The following is a 16,170-nucleotide window of genomic DNA, read 5'->3' on the forward strand; positions in this document are numbered from 1 at the left end:
AAGCAGCGGACGTCGGGAAAAGCATGGAAGAGAGAAACGACAAGGATTGGGAATTGCAACGCGCCTTGGAGAGTCTGCGATGCACGCTCTCCGGCTTGAGACAATGGGGGCTGCGGGATATCCTTTTGCCCGGAAAGGCTCGGCAGGTTGCCATGGCGTTGGAACATCCGATGCACGACGAACCCGTTCGGACGGCGACAGGGGAAGAGGAGCGAAAAGCCAAGGGGGTGCTTTTGGAAGAAATCCGCCGGGACCTCGGAGAGTGCACGCGTTGCCCCTTACACCAAGGCCGCACGCAAATCGTTTTCGGTGAAGGCGATCCCGCGGCGCAGCTCGTGTTCGTCGGGGAGGGACCCGGTGCGGATGAAGACCGGCTGGGGCGCCCTTTTGTGGGGCAGGCAGGACAACTGCTCAACAAGATGATCCGAGCCATCGGGTGCCAACGCGACGACGTTTACATTTGTAATGTGGTCAAGTGCCGCCCCCCGGGAAACCGAGTCCCCCTGCCGGAAGAAATCCGGTGCTGCGGGCCTTTTCTCATTCGGCAGTTGGAAGCCATCCGCCCGAAGGTTATTTGTACCTTGGGTGCGTGTGCGAGCCAAACGTTGCTGGGAACCAACACGGCCATCTCGGAGCTTCGGCGAAAGATTCATCTGTGGCGCGGCATCCCGCTCATCGCCACTTACCATCCGGCCTATCTGTTGCGCAACGCCGCCAAAAAGGCCGAGGCATGGAAGGATCTTTTGGAACTGATGCCTTTCTTGGGAGATGCCGCTCAGCCGTGAACCCGCGGCCCCCGTGCAGGACGATTGAAAACCTGCCGGCACGGGAAAAGTCGGCGTCCCGCAGGGACGAACAAAGCTTGGGGTCCGGCCGAAGCGCACTCCGGGGTCGCATGGCGGCGAGATGAATGACGTCCTTGAGGACAGGATCCAGCACGTCCGTGCAGGCCGGTAGAGGACGACGGCTCCGATCTTCCCTCACCCCGGGGTGGATCGCCACGCGGGAAACCCTGGAAACGAATATCCCGTCAGCCCTTTGGTAACCGATGGGGCGTCTCGTCGGCGCGGCTGAAGAACGGGATGGGCTCCTTGTGGAACGATGCCGCTTCCCGGACTGTGAAGGGCGGAAAGCCGACCCGGCCTCCCCTCACGAAACCGCCGTCAGTCTGTGCGCAAAAGGGCAAGAGGAGGGCTTTGATGTCGTGGCTTTCTCAAGGCATTGGAAACCGATCCGAGTGGGTTTCGGCCGTCGGGATCTTCATCGTGGCGGCGCTTTTTTGGCCCCTGGGGAACCGTCCCGCCCTCGCGGAGACGACGGCCGACGACCGACCGATCTACATCATTCACATCCATGACACCATCAACCCGGGATTGCAGGATTTCATCGAACACGCCATCGATGTCGCCGAAGAGCACAGCGCCGAATGCCTCATCATGGAGCTGGACACCCCGGGGGGCTTGGTCACGGCCATGCGCGGGATCGTTAAAGCCATGATGAACGCCAAGATCCCCGTCGTGGTCTATGTGTCCCCCAGCGGGGCCCAGGCGGCTTCGGCGGGGGTTTTCATCACGGCGGCCGCCGACGTGGCGGCCATGGCCCCCGGAACCAACATCGGCGCCGCCCATCCGGTGACGGCCACGGGTGGCGATGTGCCGGAAACCATGAACGAAAAAGTGGTCAATGACCTGGTGGCCTTCATCAAGAGTTTGGCCGAAGAGCGAGGCCGAAATGCGGCGTGGCTTGAAGAGGCGGTGCGCAAGAGTGTTTCTGCGACCGCCGAAGAGGCTTTCGCCCGTAACGTCATCGATCTGGTGGCCCAAGACCTGCCGGACCTGATGAAAAAATTGGACGGCTGGGAAGTTCACCGCAAAGGGTATCAGCGCACCCTCCGCACCCACGGCAAGCCCATTGTTCCCATTGAACCGGGCTGGCGGCACAAGGTGCTTCGAGCCATCAGCAACCCAAACATCGCCTACATCTTGCTGATGATCGGCCTGGCCGGTCTTTACTTCGAGCTGTCCCAACCCGGTGTCGTTCTTCCCGGCGTTATCGGGGCCATCAGCCTGGTTTTGGCTTTCTATGCCATGCAAACGATTCCCGTGAATTACGCCGGCTTTATCCTGATCATTCTCGCGCTCATTTTCTTCATTCTGGAAATCAAAGTGGCCAGCTACGGTATGCTCAGCCTTGCGGGGACCCTCAGCCTCATCCTGGGATCCCTCATGCTCTTTCACGTGCCCGGCCAACCTTTCCGGGTGGCCCTGCCCGTCTTTATTCCGACGGTGCTCACCGTTTCGGCCTTTTTCGCCGCCGTCGCCGCCTTGGCGTTTCGAGCGCAGATGCGCCGGCCCCAAGTGGGCATCGAAGCCCTCATCGGGGCCGAAGGCACGGTCACCCAGGCGCTGAACCCGGAGGGCAAGGTTTTTGTCCAAGGAGAATTATGGAATGCCGAAAGCGACCGACCCCTCCCGGAAGGATCGAGGGTCCGCGTCGTTTCCGTTCGGAATTTGAAGTTGCACGTCACCGGGATCAATGATAAATAGGGGGCGCTGTCCTGGAGTCGTATTCGATTTTCCTTGAAATATCGGAGGCTTTTATGTCCCTCTACGGCCTGGCGACCGTGGTCGTCCTGGTGGTTCTTTTCTTGGCCAACGCCATTCGCGTGCTCAATGAATACGAGCGGGGCGTGGTCTTTCGGCTGGGACGGGTGATCGCCGCCAAAGGGCCCGGGCTGATCATTCTCATCCCTTTGATCGACCGGATGCAAAAGGTGAGTTTGCGTCTTGTGGCGGCGGATGTGCCCCCGCAGGATGTCATCACGCGGGACAACGTGTCCGTCAAAGTCAACGCCGTCATCTACTTCCGGGTGGTGGATCCGGTGAAGGCGGTCATCAGCGTGGAAAACTACCTTTATGCCACAAGCCAGTTGGCTCAGACCACGTTGCGCAGTGTGTGCGGGCAGGCGGAACTGGACGAGTTGTTGGCCGAGCGCGAGAAAATTAACGCTCACCTTCAGGACATCCTCGATCGCCACACGGACCCGTGGGGGATCAAAGTCACGGTCGTGGAGCTCAAACACATTGATCTGCCACAGGAAATGCAGCGGGCCATGGCCCGTCAAGCTGAAGCGGAGCGGGAACGGCGGGCCAAGGTGATCCATGCGGAAGGCGAATTCCAGGCCGCCGACCGACTGCGCGAAGCGGCACAGATTATCCAGGAAAATCCCATGGCCATGCAACTGCGGTACTTGCAGACGTTACGGGAAATTGCCTCGGAGAACAATTCCACCACCATCTTCCCGGTGCCGATTGATCTCATCAGGCCTTTTCTTTCGGATGTGGGTGTGACGACGGCGAAAGCGAAGAAGGAGTCGGACAATGGGTAAGAAGAAGGAAAAGCAGGTCAAGGAAAAACCCTTGGACAAAATGACGGCCAAGGAACTTCGGGAGTTGGCCCTCACTCTGGAAGGCATTGTGGGCGTCCACGCCATGAACAAGGCCGAACTCATTGCGGCCATCAAGCAAGCCAAGGGCATTGTGGATCAAACCACCAAGCAGAAAACCGTGGACGTGCGATCCCTCAAGGCCAAGATCCGTGAGTTGCGCCGCAAGCGTGACGAAGCGAAAGAGGCGGGCAACACGAAATTGGTGGATGCCTTCCGACGTCGCATCAGCAACCTTAAGAAAAAGACACGCCGGGCGGCCTAACCCGGCCGTGGTTTGGACCGACTCATGACCTACGACGACGCCTTGGAGATTCTCGACAGGCATATCCACACGGACACCCTGAAAAAGCACTGTCTGGCCACTCAGGCCGTCATGCGGGAACTGGCCCGGAGGTTCGGGGAAGAAGAAGAAACCTGGGCCGTTGCCGGGCTCCTGCACGATCTGGACTACGAACTCACGAAAGACACCCCAACGGAACACGGCAAAAAAACGCTGGAACTTTTGGACGGCACGGATCTTCCGGAGGCGGTCAAGAACGCCATCATGCGCCATAACGCGGAGGCGTTGGGCCTGGAGCGGGAGACGCGGCTGGATTACGCGCTCACCTGCGCGGAGACCATCACCGGCCTTTTGGTGGCAGCGGCTTTGGTCCATCCGGAAAGGAAAATCGCCGCCGTCGAAGTGAAATCCGTCAAGAAACGCATGAAGAGCAAAGACTTCGCTCGATCCGTCAATCGGGATCATATCCGGTTGTGCGAAAAGATTGATGTGCCTCTGGACGATTTCATCGCCTTAAGTCTCAAGGCCATGTCGGGATTGGCATCGGAGTTGGGGCTTTAAAGGCCGGGGGTTCAGAGGATCAGGGTGGTCGACAATTCCCACACCGACAATTCAGCTCCGGATTCCCGAGGGCCGGATGGACAGACCGGCCCGCAACAAAGGAGAGCGCATGAACGTGCAGCCGAAAATTGTCGCCGCCATCACGGCGGCTGTCGCTTTTTACATGCAGGCGCAGGCCGCGCACGCCGCCAGTGAAGCTCCGCCGGTGCGTGCCCCTGAACCCCCGAAGCCCACGGCACCTTTCAGCGCGTGGGCTCTTTCGGGCCGGCAGTCCATGATGGAAATGAGGCGTCTTTTGCAGATGCGCCTTGTTCGGTAATCACGTCCCCCTCACGACCCCCTTCTCGAATCAAAAGGAGACACACAATGGCGGAACAGCATGGCGTGTTGACAGCCGGACTCGTCGATGAGCCGATTCCTGTGACCAATCCCGTGAAGATCCAAGACCTCACCTTCCGAGACGGGCACCAGTCCCTGTTCGCCACCCGCGGCCGCACGGAAGATTTTCTTCCCATTGCCGAGGACATGGATAAGGTGGGTTTTTACTCCATGGAAGTGTGGGGTGGGGCCACTTTCGACACCATGCATCGTTTTTTGGGCGAAGACCCCTGGGAGCGGATCCGGACCCTGAAGAAATATATCAAGAACACGCCGTTTTCCATGCTGCTGCGGGGCCAGAACCTGGTGGGTTACCGCAATTATCCGGACGATGTGGCGGAAGCCTTCGTCGAACGGGCCTGCGAAAACGGCATGGACATCTTCCGCGTCTTTGATGCCCTCAACGACTTTCGCAACTTCGACACGGCCGTCAAGGTCATCAAGAAGTACGGCAAGCATTTTCAGGGCGCCATCTGCTACTCGCTGACCGAATCCCGCATGGGGGGCGAAGTCTACAACCTGGAATACTACGTCTCCAAAGCCAAGCAGTTGGAAGACATGGGCGCTGACACCATCTGCATCAAGGACATGGCCGGCCTCATTGCGCCCTATGATGCGTACATTCTCATCAAGACGTTGAAGGAAAGCGTCAAGGTGCCCATTCACCTGCACAGCCATTTCACGTCCGGCATGGCGGATATGTCTTTGCTCAAAGCCATCGAAGCCGGAGTGGATATCGTGGACACGTGCCTCTCTCCCTGGGCGTATCGCACCTCCCACCCGGCCGTGGAACCCCTCGTGGTGGCCCTGAAGGGGACCAACCGCGACACGGGGATGGATCTCAAGCTCCTGGCCAAGTGCAGCGAATACATGGAAAAGATCTCGCCCAAGTACCGGCACCTCCTGGACGACCGCATGTCCATCATCGACATCAATGTGCTGCTGCACCAAACCCCCGGTGGCATGTTGTCCAACTTGGTCAATCAGCTCCGGGAAATGGACGCCTTGGACAAGTTGGACGAAGTGTTCCGCCAATTGCCCATTGTGCGGCGCGAGCTGGGCCAAGTCCCGTTGGTGACCCCCACCAGCCAGATCGTGGGGATTCAGACGGTCAACAATGTGCTTTTCGATACCAAGGACGAACGCTACAAGATGATCACGGCCCAGGTCAAAGACCTGTGCTACGGCCTCTACGGCAAGACGCCTGTGCCCATCGATCCCGAAGTGCAAAAGAAGGCCCTCAAGGGCTATCCGCGTGGCGAGACGCCCATCACGGTGCGGCCCGCCGACGTCCTGGAACCCGAATTGGAAAAGGCCAAAAAGGACGTGGAAGGCTTGGCCAAAGACATCGACGATGTGCTCACCTACGCGCTCTACCCCACCACGGGCAAGCGGTTCCTGCGATGGAAATACGGCCTTGAACCCATCCCGGAGGAGGTCAAGCCCAAAACTTTGGAACAGGTGAAGGCGGAGGAGGAACTTATGAAAAAGGCGAAGGCAGGCCTGTTGGTGGAAAAGCCCACGAAGGAGGCACCGCCCAAAGGTCCGGGAATATGCACCTTCAATGTGTTCGTGGATGGGGAATACTTCGAAGTGGAAGTGGAACAAGTGGGGGGCATGCCCCTGGTGACCCAGATCACCCCCATGGCCCAACCGGCGGCCCCGTCGGCTCCAGCTCAGCCCGTGGCACCCCAACCCGTTGGTCCGCAACCCATGGTGCCGCCACCTCCACCCCGGCCCGCTCCGGCTCCCGCCCCGCAACCCGCGGCGGCGCCGCCTCCACCCAAACCCGCCGCGGCTCCCGTCAAAGGCGGCACGAACATCGAAGCGCCCATGCCGGGCATGATCATCCGTTACGAGAAGAAAGAAGGCGACACCGTCAAAGAAGGTGACGTGGTTCTGATCTTGGAGGCCATGAAGATGGAAAACTCCATCACCACCCCCGTGGCGGGGACCGTCCTCAAGATCAACTACAAAGACGGCGACAGTGTCCAAAAAGGCGATGTGCTGGCCGTGATCGGGTGAAAAGGAGCGAAAACGATGAGTCTCAAGCGGAAAAAAATCACGGTGGTCGGTGCGGGGTTCGTGGGGGCTACGGCGGCCCATTGGGCGGCGGCCAAGGAATTGGGCGACGTGTGTCTGATCGACATCATCGAGGGCATGCCCCAAGGCAAAGCCTTGGACCTCCTGCAGGCTTCCCCGGTGGAAGGCTTTGATGCCCACATCATCGGCACCAACGACTATAAAGACACCGCCGACTCGGACGTGGTCATCATCACGGCGGGATTGCCGAGAAAACCGGGCATGAGCCGGGATGATCTGCTCTTCAAGAACACGGAAATCGTCAAGGCCGTCACGGAGCAGATCGCCAAGTACTCCCCCAACGCCTACCTCATCATCGTGTCCAACCCACTGGATGCCATGGTGTATGTGGCCCACAAAGTGAGCGGCTTTCCCACGCATCGAGTCATGGGCATGGCCGGCGTGCTGGACGCCGCCCGTTTCCGCGCCTTCATCGCCATGGAACTCAACGTGTCCGTGGAAGACGTCACAGCCTTCGTCCTCGGCGGCCACGGGGACACCATGGTGCCGCTGCCGCGATATTCCACCGTGGCGGGCATCCCCTTGCCCGATCTCTTGCCTGCGGACAAAATCGCCGCGCTTGTGGAACGCACCCGAAACGGCGGCGCCGAAATCGTCAACCTGCTGAAAACCGGCAGTGCATTTTTTGCCCCATCGGCTTCGGCGGTCAGCATGGCTGAATCCATCCTCAAGGACAAGAAGCGCATCATGCCGTGTGCGGCCTATTGCGACAAGGAATACGATGTGGGCGGCTATTTCGTCGGGGTTCCGGTCAAACTGGGGGCCGGCGGCGTGGAACAAGTCATTGAGATCACCTTGCTCCCCGAAGAAAAGGCGGCGTTCCAAAAGTCGGTGGAGGCTGTGAAATCGCTGGTCCAAAAGATCAACCTGTAACGGAGACTAACGCCCTCGGGGCCGTTTGCCTCCCATGTTGAAAGCGCCGACCGTGCGCCGGACCGAAAAGCGGCGCACGGGGGCGCTCTACCCGCCGATTTTCAGACCTCCCGCGGCACCCCCCATGCCCGTGAAGCCACCCCGCTCCCACGGGCGCCTGCGAATGCGGTCAGGGCGTCAGCCCAGCCACTCCTTCTTCTTTACGGCCTCCTTCTTCAACCGATTGACCGTCTCTTCCAGAACGGGAAAAACGTTTTCTCGAATATCTCCGGCCACCACCACCATAAGGACGTCATCACCCACCTGGCGCCGTCCCGTATGGAGGTAGGCTTCCACGGCGGCGATTCCCGGGCGCGAACGCATCTCGGTGAGCACTCGTTCCCAGGCGCCGGGGTCACAGTCGATGTCCAGGGCGACCGCCGGAGCGCCGTCCCGGCTTGTAGCCCGCACCACACCGTTATGGCACGCAAACATCCCCACCTTGGCAGGATCGAGCCTTTTCTTCAAATCGTCGACCATTGCCTGCAACGTCATCATGTGTTTCTCCTTTCGCTCTCGTCTCACGTCCATTATCGCCCCACCCAAACGGAGGTCTCGCGGCCCGGGGGCGCACCGTGGTTTTCAGTCCTAACGCACCCCGGGACCCACAATTTTTCCGCGGCTGTCGAACCCCCCTCGGACCGGCCCAGCTTCTTCCACGGCCGTGGGCGTCCCGTGCGCATCCTCTTGCATCCCTTTTCACATCACGGTATAAGACGTCCGTTCCTGTGAAAATTCACGCGGCTTATCCATCGGTCGATTCCTATTCCATCGCACCAAACGGGACAAGAACCGTGACGGGCTCAAGACCCGCAACGGCCACAGGCCGATTTCACCACCGCACCATGTTCTTCGAGGGGGTTTCCCGTCGAATCAGCACGCCGGTCCTGTGGGATTCTCCCTGCCTTATACCGTTTTGCCACTCCCTGACCAAAGCCACACCGTTTCGATGCCGTTCGACGGCTTGGAGGGGCGGTCCCCTCCGTCCGCCTCGAGCGGTTCTTGGGCCAACGCGGAAAGCGATCGAGGAGGGTCATCATGTTTGACGACAAGGCTTTAGAACGTATTCGGGCCGGGAAAGACAACTGGGAAAAAAACATTTTGGCCAAAACCACTGCCAAGGCGCCTGAACGCAAGCCGGTGTTCACGAGCATTTCGGGCATGCCCGTGGAACGGCTGTACACGCCCCTGGATGTGGCCGGTCTGGACTATGAGCGGGATTTGGGCTATCCGGGTCAGTACCCTTTCACCCGCGGGGTTCAGCCCACCATGTATCGAGGCCGATACTGGACCATGCGCCAGTATGCCGGGTTCGGCAACGCCCGGGAAAGCAACGCCCGGTACCGATACCTGCTCGAACAGGGTCAGACGGGCTTGAGCGTCGCTTTCGACCTTCCCACGCAGGCGGGCTACGACAGCGATCATCCTCTGTCCATGGGCGAGGTGGGAAAAGTCGGCGTGGCCATCGATTCCCTCGACGACATGAAGATCCTTTTCGACGGCATTCCCTTGGACAAGGTCACCACGTCCATGACCATCAACGCTCCGGCCACGGTCTTGTTGGCCATGTATCTGGCCATCGCCGAAGAACAGGGGGTTGCCTTCGATAAGGTGGGCGGTACGGTTCAGAACGACATCCTGAAGGAAATCATCTGCCGCGGCCAGTACATTTTCCCACCCAAACCCAGCATGCGCCTCACGGTGGATCTCATCGACTACTGCTTCAAGCATGTTCCCAAATGGAACACGATTTCCATCAGCGGTTACCACATTCGGGAAGCGGGATCCACGGCGGCCCAGGAAATGGCCTTTACCATCGCCGACGGCATTGCTTACGTGCAGGCCTGTGTGGACCGCGGCCTTGCCGTGGACAGTTTTGCGCCGCGTCTGAGCTTCTTCTTCAACGCGTTTACCAATGTGCTGGAGGAAGTGGCCAAGTTCCGGGCAGGGCGCAGGGTGTGGGCGCGCATCATGAAAGAGCGGTTCGGGGCCAAAGATCCGCGGTCCATGATGATGCGTTACCACGTCCAGACGGGCGGCGTGACCCTCACGGCCCAACAACCCCTGAACAACATCGTCCGTGTGGCTCTTCAGGCCTATGCGGCGGCTTTGGGCGGCTGCCAGTCGCTCCATACCAACTCCTATGACGAAGCCTTGTGTCTGCCCACCCAGGAAGCCGTCACGGTCGCCCTGCGCACTCAGCAGATCGTGGCGGAAGAAAGCGGCGCCACGGACACCATCGATCCCCTGGCCGGATGCTATTTCGTCGAAGCCATGACGGACAAGATCGAAGCGGAAATCGAAGAATACATCAAGAAGATCGACGCCATGGGCGGAACCCTCGCCGCCATCGAACAGGGCTACATCCAAAAAGAAATTCAAGACAGCGCCTACCGATTCCAGAAGGAAATCGAATCCGGCGAACGGGTCTACGTGGGGATCAACAAGTACACCATGGAAGAACCCGAACCCACCAACCTTCTCAAGGTGGACATGAAAGTCGGCGAAATCGAAGCCGCCAAGCTGAAGAAGTTGCGCGCCGAAAGGGACCAGGCCACGTGGAAAGCGGCCCTGGACAAACTCCGCGAAGTCTCCCAGTCCGACGAAAACGTCATGCCGGCCGTGATCGACGCCGTCAAAGCTCGGGCCACCATCGGTGAAATCTGCGACGTGTGGCGGGAAATCTTCGGGGAATACCGGCCCAAAGAGTTTGTGTAGAGGAAATTGAGCTTAGAGGCGCACAAGTCAGAGGGGATGAGCCGGTGTGGGGCGATTCCGAAACGCCGGCGTGCCCCAAGAGCCCGCGCTTCTCGAATCGTTTTGCCGTGTCGCGCTACAGAGCGGAGGAGCAAAAGCCATGGCACAGGAACGCAAGATCAAGATCATCGTGGCCAAACCCGGTCTGGACGGCCATGATCGCGGCGCCAAACTGTTGGCGCGTATTTTCGCCGAAGCAGGGATGGAAGTCGTCTACACGGGGCTGCGGCAGACACCGGAAATGATCGTGGAAACCGCCTTGCAGGAAGATGCGGACGTGGTGGGGCTTTCCAGCCTCTCGGGCGTCCACATGTATTTCTTTCCTCGAGTGGTCCAGCTGCTCAAGGAAAAAGGCCTGGACGACGTGCTTGTCGTGGGCGGCGGCATCATTCCGTCGGAAGATGTGCCGGAACTGAAGAAAGCCGGCGTCGCCGAGATCTTCGGCCCGGGCACGCCCACGGCCAAGATTGTGGAATTCATCAAGAACAATGTTCGTCGCCGCGACTAGCGGAGGAGGCATGGAGGATTACGCGCAGCAAGTTCTGGAAGGCTCCCCGCGCGCAGTGGCGCGTCTCATCAGTTGGCTGGAAGATGAAGATGAGCGCGCCATAGACGTCATGGAGCGGCTCTACGCCCACACGGGCCGCGCCTACATCGTAGGGATTACGGGATCTCCCGGAGCCGGCAAAAGCACACTGACCGACAAGCTGACCTTCGCCCTGAGGAGGAAGGGTCTGACCGTGGGGATCATCGCCGTGGATCCCAGCAGTCCGTTCACAGGGGGGGCGGTCTTGGGAGATCGGGTGCGCATGAGCCGCCTGTCCACGGACCCGGGAGTCTTCATCCGAAGCATGGCCACCCGCGGCTTCCTCGGGGGGCTCGCCAAAGCCACCGGGGAAGTGGTCAAGGTGCTGGACGCTTTCGGCAAGGATATCATTCTCATCGAAACGGTCGGGGTGGGCCAGGACGAAGTGGATATCATCCGGCTCGCCGACACGACCTGCCTTGTACTCGTCCCCGGTTTGGGGGATACCATCCAGAGCATGAAAGCCGGGGTGATGGAAATCGCCGACATTTTTGTCATCAACAAGGCGGATCGCCCAGGAACGGACCAGCTCTACGCGGAAGTGGCTTCCCGCGTCGAGCAGGATGCCCACATCAAGGAACGCCCGTGGACCCCGCCCGTACTGCGCACTGTAGCCGTGGAAGACCAGGGCGTAGACGCGCTCGTCCAGGCCGTAGAAGACCACCGGCGTTTCTTGGAATCCTCAGGGGTTCTGGAAGAAAAGCGGCGCCGACGGGCTCGGGATGAAACCCTTCAGTTGATTCACGGGGAACTCTACCGGCGTCTCTTGCGGCGCCTCAGCAGCGACGGCCGGCTGGACACGCTGGTGGAAGAGATCGCGTCCAAGAAACGCAGTCCCTATCGCACCATGCGCGAAGTCGTCGCCCAATGGCTCAAGGAGTGATTCCATCCTCGGAGCCCGGAAAACACAGCGCTTGCAAGCGTCCCGGGGCGTGCAGCGCGGCGACGGGAGGCCGCCGTGTCGCGGCTCATGCCACGGAACGGATCATGGATATTCACACCCATATCCAAAAGGATCGGGGCGGCCATGGAAATGCGCCGTCCCTGGGGGCCCGGCCTTCCAGAATCCATCGACGACGAGCGCCCCGCCCATGCGCTTCGTGGGCGCGGCATCGCCTTCACGCGCCCCGTAATGATAGAGGTCTTGACCGTATCGGGCTTTGCCCGAAGGGAAGCTCACAGGCGCCGAAGGCTCGGGACCGTGGGTTGCGGCTGCTTGTTCCCGTGCCACAGCGGAACGCTGGGGCGTACGGCCGCGCCCCGGGCCTCTGAGCCTTCCGGCGACCGAACACCTAGGCCGCACGAACGAACCAACCCCAACTCACCGCCAAGGAGGACTCCCATGAAGGTACTTAAAGTGGACCACATCGGCATTGCCGTCAAATCGATCGACGAAGCCCAAAAACTGTACCACGAACTCCTCGGGTTGCCGGACCACGGCCGGGAAACCGTGGCCGAACAAAAGGTCACCACGGCCTTTTTCCCTGTGGGGGACACGGAAGTGGAACTTCTGGAATCCACGGCGCCAGACGGCCCGGTGGCCAAATTCATTGAAAAAAAAGGCGAAGGCGTGCATCATATCGCCTTCCGCGTCGACAATATCGAGGCGGCCTTGGAAGAACTCAAAGCCCAAGGGGTGCAGCTCATCGACCAGACACCGCGCCAGGGGGCCGGGGGCGCCCGCATCGCCTTTTTGCACCCCAAGTCCACCTACGGGGTGCTGGTGGAACTGTGTGAACGGAAAGATCATTAGCATCCAGACGACACCCCGCGTGCCCGGGATCCATGTTCCCGACGATCCCGGCTGTCATGCGAACCAAGCCGGCGGGTCGCATCTGCGTGACGGCTTTTGGGCAGCGGGGTGGACAGGCGCTCCAGTCGAGTGAAACACGTGGATTTTATGACAACGGAACGCACTTTTCCTTTTTCCGCGCTGGTGGGGCAGGACCTCATGAAACAGGCCCTGCTCCTGAACGTCGTGGACCCCTCTCTGGGCGGTGTGCTCATCAAAGGAGAACGGGGGACGGCCAAATCCACGGGCGTGCGCGCTCTGGCGGATCTTCTCCCCACCATTCGCGTGGTGGAAAACTGCCCGTTTCGCTGCGACCCGGACACCCCCGAAGAATTCTGTCCCTGGTGCCGTGAAAAGGCCGCTTCCGGCCAGACCCTTCCCGTGGTGGAACGGCCCGTGCGTCTGGTCAACCTGCCCATCGGAACCACAGAAGATCGGCTCTTGGGGACCATCGACATCGAAAAGGCCCTCAAGACCGGCACCAAAGCCTTTGAACCGGGACTGTTGGCCGACGCCCACCGCGGCATTCTCTATGTGGATGAAGTCAACCTCTTGAACGATCAAATCGTGGATCTTTTCCTGGATGCGGCCGCTTCGGGCCGCAATGTGGTGGAACGGGAAGGAATCAGCTTCAGCCACGCCAGCCGTTTCATCTTGGTGGGAACCATGAACCCTGAGGAAGGGGACCTTCGGCCTCAGCTGTTGGACCGTTTCGGGCTTTCGGTGACCATCCGAGGCATTGAATCCTTGGAAGAACGGGTGGAAATCATTAAGCGCCGCCTGGCCTTTGAAGCGGATCCGGAAGGGTTTCGATCGCGCTGGCTCGAACAGGACCGAGCCCTTGCCCAGAGGATTCAGAAGGCGCGGGCCGTTCTGGCCTACGTGGAGCTGTCCGAAGAGCTTTTGGAGTTGGCGTCCCGCATCGCCCTGGCCATGGGCACGGACGGGCATCGCGCGGACATTGCCATGATCAAGGCGGCGCGGGCTCATGCCGCTCTGGAAGGCCGAAGCGCGGCCACCTCGGACGACCTCCACCTGGCGGCCCGTCTTGCCCTGCCGCATCGGGTGAAAAAAACCCCGCTGGAAAAAGCCGAACTGGACGAGGGAAAACTCAAGGAACTTTTCCAAAAGGACGCGGGAACGGGAGCAGGCGAGCCCCAGCCGTGGGTTCCGGTGCACCACAACGTGCCCAAAGCCACCTCCAAGAGCACCCAGGCCGCTTCCCCCCTGGCCTGCGTGACCCACCTGTGCCCCACCAGCCGGACGGTGCTGGCGCACATGCCGTGGCACAGAATCGAACCGGGCACGCACCCGGGAAGGCGCTTCGTGCTCCCTCTGGCCAAACATTCGGGCACCGTTCGCGGCGCGCGGTGGCCGGCGGTCGGCGAAGACACCACCGACCTTTCGCTCCTGGGCACTTTGCGGGCCGCGGCACCATACCAATCGTTTCGCCGAAACGGCAACGGAACACCCACCGGCCGCCCCATTCTGGCACCTCACGATATCCGCCTTCGCAAAAGATCCAGAAAAACCGGTCTTTCCCTGGTCATGGTGGTGGATTCCAGCGCGAGCATGCGCAGCAACGACCGCATGTCGGTCACCAAAGGCGTCATTGAATCCCTGCTTCGTGACCTGTACCTGCGCCGGGACAAACTGGGTATCGTCACCTTTCGGCATACGACGGCGGAAGTTTTGCTGCCGCTCACCCACAACATCCGGGACGCCGCCGCCGCCGTAGACGCGCTGCCCGTGGGCGGACGCACGCCTCTCGCCCTGGGACTGCACCTGGGACTCCGATTGCTCATCCAGGAAAAGCGCAAGAATCCAGAAACGGTTCCCGTCATGCTGCTCTTTTCCGACGGCCGTCCCAACATGAGCGCCTTCGGGGCCGACCCGGTGGATGAAACGTTTTACTACGCCCGGGAAGTCGAGCGGCAGGGCATTCAGGCCGTTTTTGTGGACACGGAAATGGATCCCATGGCCGGGGGGTGCGCCTATGAAATCGCCCGACGCATGGGTGCCCTTTACCTCCCCGTGGACCGTTTGCTTCCAAATCGGTAAGACCCCGCCGGGGCCAAGCCGTCGGCCGGGGCAGGCGTTGTGTTCCACCGCAGCGTCGTGTGGCGGCGTGCCTCTCGCCATCCGGTGAGATATGCCAACGCGGGTTGGGACTATGGCGCCGAAGGCGCGGGCCCGTGGGTTGCGGCCGGCGTTTCAACGCCGCAGTGCACGGTCACGGTCTCACGGGTCAGCCTGTGCCCCGCGTTTTCGCCTCTGTGGTCCCATCTCCCTGAGCTCCCAACAACGCTCACTTGAGCCCGTCCCGCGCCCCGTGGCCTCGTGCACTCACGCCGCCTTTCCACAGGGTCCGTCTTATCCTTTCCGCGGGAGGCGGTACCCAAATTCCCCCAGCACGCGGCGGTCCCGGCGCCAGTTTTTCTGCACCCGCACGAACAACCCCAGATACACCCGGCAGCCCAACAACCGCTCCACATCTTCCCGAGCACGCCGCCCGATTTCTTTCAATCGTGCCCCGCCCTTGCCGATGAGGATGCCTTTTTGGGAATCCCGCTCCACATGGATGGTCGCTTCAATGTGAATCAGAGGCTTTTCCGGTTCCTCTTTGAACACATCCACGGTCACCGCGGTCGCATAGGGGACCTCCTCTTCGGTCAAATGGAACACCTTTTCCCGAATGATTTCCGCCACAAGAAACCGCTCCGGCTGATCCGTGATGACATCGTCGGGGTAATAGCGAGGCCCCTCGGGAAGCAGTTTTTCCAGTTCGCCGAGGAGCTCCGGCACGCCGTCCCCCTGGAGAGCGGACACGGGCACCACGGCGGCGAAGGACCGCATCTCGGTGTAGCGCCGGATCAAGGGCAAAAGCATGGCTTTGTCTTTCAACAGATCCACCTTGTTCAGGACGAGCACCACCGCTGTGGACAGATTTTCCATGCACTCCAAGGCGAATCGGTCCAGATCCATGCCTTTGGCCGTGACATCTACAATGAAGGCCACGGCATCCACGTCGGCCAGAGTCGCCAGAGCCGTCTCCACCAAGATCTTGTTAAAGGTGTCGCGAGCCCGATGGATCCCGGGCGTATCCACGAAAACCATTTGGCACCGCGCCGTGTTGTAAATCCCGAGGATGCGGTTGCGCGTCGTTTGCGGCTTGGGACACGTGATGGAAATCTTTTCTTTGAGGATCTGGTTCATCAGCGTGGATTTGCCCACATTGGGCGCCCCCACAATGGCGATGAACCCACTCAAGCATTTTTCATTATCCATGATAACTCCAATGATTGTGGCGGAATCCGGCGTCGCCTCGAGAATACATGGCTGTCAGCTCGTGG

The 16,170-nt window shown here is 60.4% G+C and carries 15 protein-coding genes; 13 read left to right on the forward strand and 2 right to left on the reverse strand.

Annotated features, from left to right (window positions below; translation table 11 throughout):
• The first annotated feature begins 23 nt into the window (after positions 1-23).
• The 8 genes from ACZ5K9_RS04725 (at position 24) to mdh (ending at position 7,643) form a co-directional block, all read left to right on the forward strand.
• Entirely contained in the window at positions 24-785 is a 762-nt protein-coding gene (locus ACZ5K9_RS04725) for a uracil-DNA glycosylase (RefSeq protein WP_464273268.1), read from the forward strand.
• A 414-nt stretch (positions 786-1,199) separates the two neighbouring features.
• Complete coding sequence (locus tag ACZ5K9_RS04730) at positions 1,200-2,546, forward strand: NfeD family protein (protein ID WP_464273269.1); 1,347 nt, start codon at positions 1,200-1,202, stop codon at positions 2,544-2,546.
• 53 nt (positions 2,547-2,599) lie between these two features.
• Positions 2,600-3,388 (forward strand): slipin family protein, encoded by a 789-nt coding sequence (locus ACZ5K9_RS04735; RefSeq protein WP_464273270.1) that lies wholly within the window; start codon positions 2,600-2,602, stop codon positions 3,386-3,388.
• On the forward strand, positions 3,381-3,710 hold the full coding sequence (locus tag ACZ5K9_RS04740) for a Rho termination factor N-terminal domain-containing protein (protein WP_464273271.1): 330 nt from the start codon (positions 3,381-3,383) through the stop codon (positions 3,708-3,710). Before ACZ5K9_RS04735 ends, ACZ5K9_RS04740 begins: the two co-directional genes overlap by 8 nt.
• Positions 3,711-3,734: 24 nt before the next feature.
• Entirely contained in the window at positions 3,735-4,289 is a 555-nt protein-coding gene (locus tag ACZ5K9_RS04745; RefSeq protein ID WP_464273272.1) for an HDIG domain-containing metalloprotein, read from the forward strand.
• A gap of 109 nt (positions 4,290-4,398) precedes the next feature.
• Entirely contained in the window at positions 4,399-4,608 is a 210-nt protein-coding gene (locus tag ACZ5K9_RS04750) for a hypothetical protein (protein WP_464273273.1), read from the forward strand.
• Between the two features lie 47 nt (positions 4,609-4,655).
• Entirely contained in the window at positions 4,656-6,692 is a 2,037-nt protein-coding gene (locus tag ACZ5K9_RS04755) for a pyruvate carboxylase subunit B (RefSeq protein WP_464273274.1), read from the forward strand.
• Between the two features lie 15 nt (positions 6,693-6,707).
• On the forward strand, positions 6,708-7,643 hold the full coding sequence (mdh, locus tag ACZ5K9_RS04760) for a malate dehydrogenase (RefSeq protein ID WP_464273275.1): 936 nt from the start codon (positions 6,708-6,710) through the stop codon (positions 7,641-7,643).
• Between the two features lie 177 nt (positions 7,644-7,820).
• Here mdh and ACZ5K9_RS04765 read toward each other — a convergent pair whose 3' ends face one another.
• Positions 7,821-8,180: a molybdenum cofactor biosynthesis protein MoaE gene (locus tag ACZ5K9_RS04765; RefSeq protein WP_464273276.1), complete on the reverse strand. Its 360-nt coding sequence runs from the start codon at positions 8,178-8,180 to the stop codon at positions 7,821-7,823.
• A 540-nt stretch (positions 8,181-8,720) separates the two neighbouring features.
• Between ACZ5K9_RS04765 and ACZ5K9_RS04770 the strand changes: the two genes are divergently transcribed.
• The 5 genes from ACZ5K9_RS04770 to ACZ5K9_RS04790 all read left to right on the forward strand — a co-directional run bounded on the left by ACZ5K9_RS04770 (position 8,721) and on the right by ACZ5K9_RS04790 (position 14,878).
• Positions 8,721-10,400: an acyl-CoA mutase large subunit family protein gene (locus tag ACZ5K9_RS04770; RefSeq protein ID WP_464273277.1), complete on the forward strand. Its 1,680-nt coding sequence runs from the start codon at positions 8,721-8,723 to the stop codon at positions 10,398-10,400.
• Positions 10,401-10,539: 139 nt separating this feature from the next.
• On the forward strand, positions 10,540-10,947 hold the full coding sequence (locus ACZ5K9_RS04775; protein WP_464273278.1) for a cobalamin B12-binding domain-containing protein: 408 nt from the start codon (positions 10,540-10,542) through the stop codon (positions 10,945-10,947).
• A gap of 10 nt (positions 10,948-10,957) precedes the next feature.
• Positions 10,958-11,908 carry a methylmalonyl Co-A mutase-associated GTPase MeaB gene (gene meaB, locus ACZ5K9_RS04780; protein WP_464273279.1) on the forward strand — a complete coding sequence of 317 codons (951 nt, stop codon included), beginning with the start codon at positions 10,958-10,960 and terminating at the stop codon, positions 11,906-11,908.
• A 459-nt stretch (positions 11,909-12,367) separates the two neighbouring features.
• Positions 12,368-12,778: a methylmalonyl-CoA epimerase gene (gene mce / locus ACZ5K9_RS04785; RefSeq protein ID WP_464273280.1), complete on the forward strand. Its 411-nt coding sequence runs from the start codon at positions 12,368-12,370 to the stop codon at positions 12,776-12,778.
• Positions 12,779-12,925: 147 nt separating this feature from the next.
• Positions 12,926-14,878 carry a VWA domain-containing protein gene (locus ACZ5K9_RS04790; protein ID WP_464273281.1) on the forward strand — a complete coding sequence of 651 codons (1,953 nt, stop codon included), beginning with the start codon at positions 12,926-12,928 and terminating at the stop codon, positions 14,876-14,878.
• 312 nt (positions 14,879-15,190) lie between these two features.
• Here the strand turns inward: ACZ5K9_RS04790 and era are convergent, their stop codons facing one another.
• On the reverse strand, positions 15,191-16,105 hold the full coding sequence (gene era, locus ACZ5K9_RS04795) for a GTPase Era (RefSeq protein WP_464273282.1): 915 nt from the start codon (positions 16,103-16,105) through the stop codon (positions 15,191-15,193).
• Between the last annotated feature and the right edge of the window lie 65 nt (positions 16,106-16,170).

Source organism: Desulfosoma profundi (assembly GCF_055387865.1).

Coding starts and splice junctions, on each gene's coding strand:
- ACZ5K9_RS04725 (WP_464273268.1), top strand. CDS start 24: ATGGAAGAGAGAAACGACAAGGATTGGGAATTGCAACGCGCCTTGGAG.
- ACZ5K9_RS04730 (WP_464273269.1), top strand. CDS start 1,200: ATGTCGTGGCTTTCTCAAGGCATTGGAAACCGATCCGAGTGGGTTTCG.
- ACZ5K9_RS04735 (WP_464273270.1), top strand. CDS start 2,600: ATGTCCCTCTACGGCCTGGCGACCGTGGTCGTCCTGGTGGTTCTTTTC.
- ACZ5K9_RS04740 (WP_464273271.1), top strand. CDS start 3,381: ATGGGTAAGAAGAAGGAAAAGCAGGTCAAGGAAAAACCCTTGGACAAA.
- ACZ5K9_RS04745 (WP_464273272.1), top strand. CDS start 3,735: ATGACCTACGACGACGCCTTGGAGATTCTCGACAGGCATATCCACACG.
- ACZ5K9_RS04750 (WP_464273273.1), top strand. CDS start 4,399: ATGAACGTGCAGCCGAAAATTGTCGCCGCCATCACGGCGGCTGTCGCT.
- ACZ5K9_RS04755 (WP_464273274.1), top strand. CDS start 4,656: ATGGCGGAACAGCATGGCGTGTTGACAGCCGGACTCGTCGATGAGCCG.
- mdh (WP_464273275.1), top strand. CDS start 6,708: ATGAGTCTCAAGCGGAAAAAAATCACGGTGGTCGGTGCGGGGTTCGTG.
- ACZ5K9_RS04765 (WP_464273276.1), bottom strand. CDS start 8,180: ATGATGACGTTGCAGGCAATGGTCGACGATTTGAAGAAAAGGCTCGAT.
- ACZ5K9_RS04770 (WP_464273277.1), top strand. CDS start 8,721: ATGTTTGACGACAAGGCTTTAGAACGTATTCGGGCCGGGAAAGACAAC.
- ACZ5K9_RS04775 (WP_464273278.1), top strand. CDS start 10,540: ATGGCACAGGAACGCAAGATCAAGATCATCGTGGCCAAACCCGGTCTG.
- meaB (WP_464273279.1), top strand. CDS start 10,958: ATGGAGGATTACGCGCAGCAAGTTCTGGAAGGCTCCCCGCGCGCAGTG.
- mce (WP_464273280.1), top strand. CDS start 12,368: ATGAAGGTACTTAAAGTGGACCACATCGGCATTGCCGTCAAATCGATC.
- ACZ5K9_RS04790 (WP_464273281.1), top strand. CDS start 12,926: ATGACAACGGAACGCACTTTTCCTTTTTCCGCGCTGGTGGGGCAGGAC.
- era (WP_464273282.1), bottom strand. CDS start 16,105: ATGGATAATGAAAAATGCTTGAGTGGGTTCATCGCCATTGTGGGGGCG.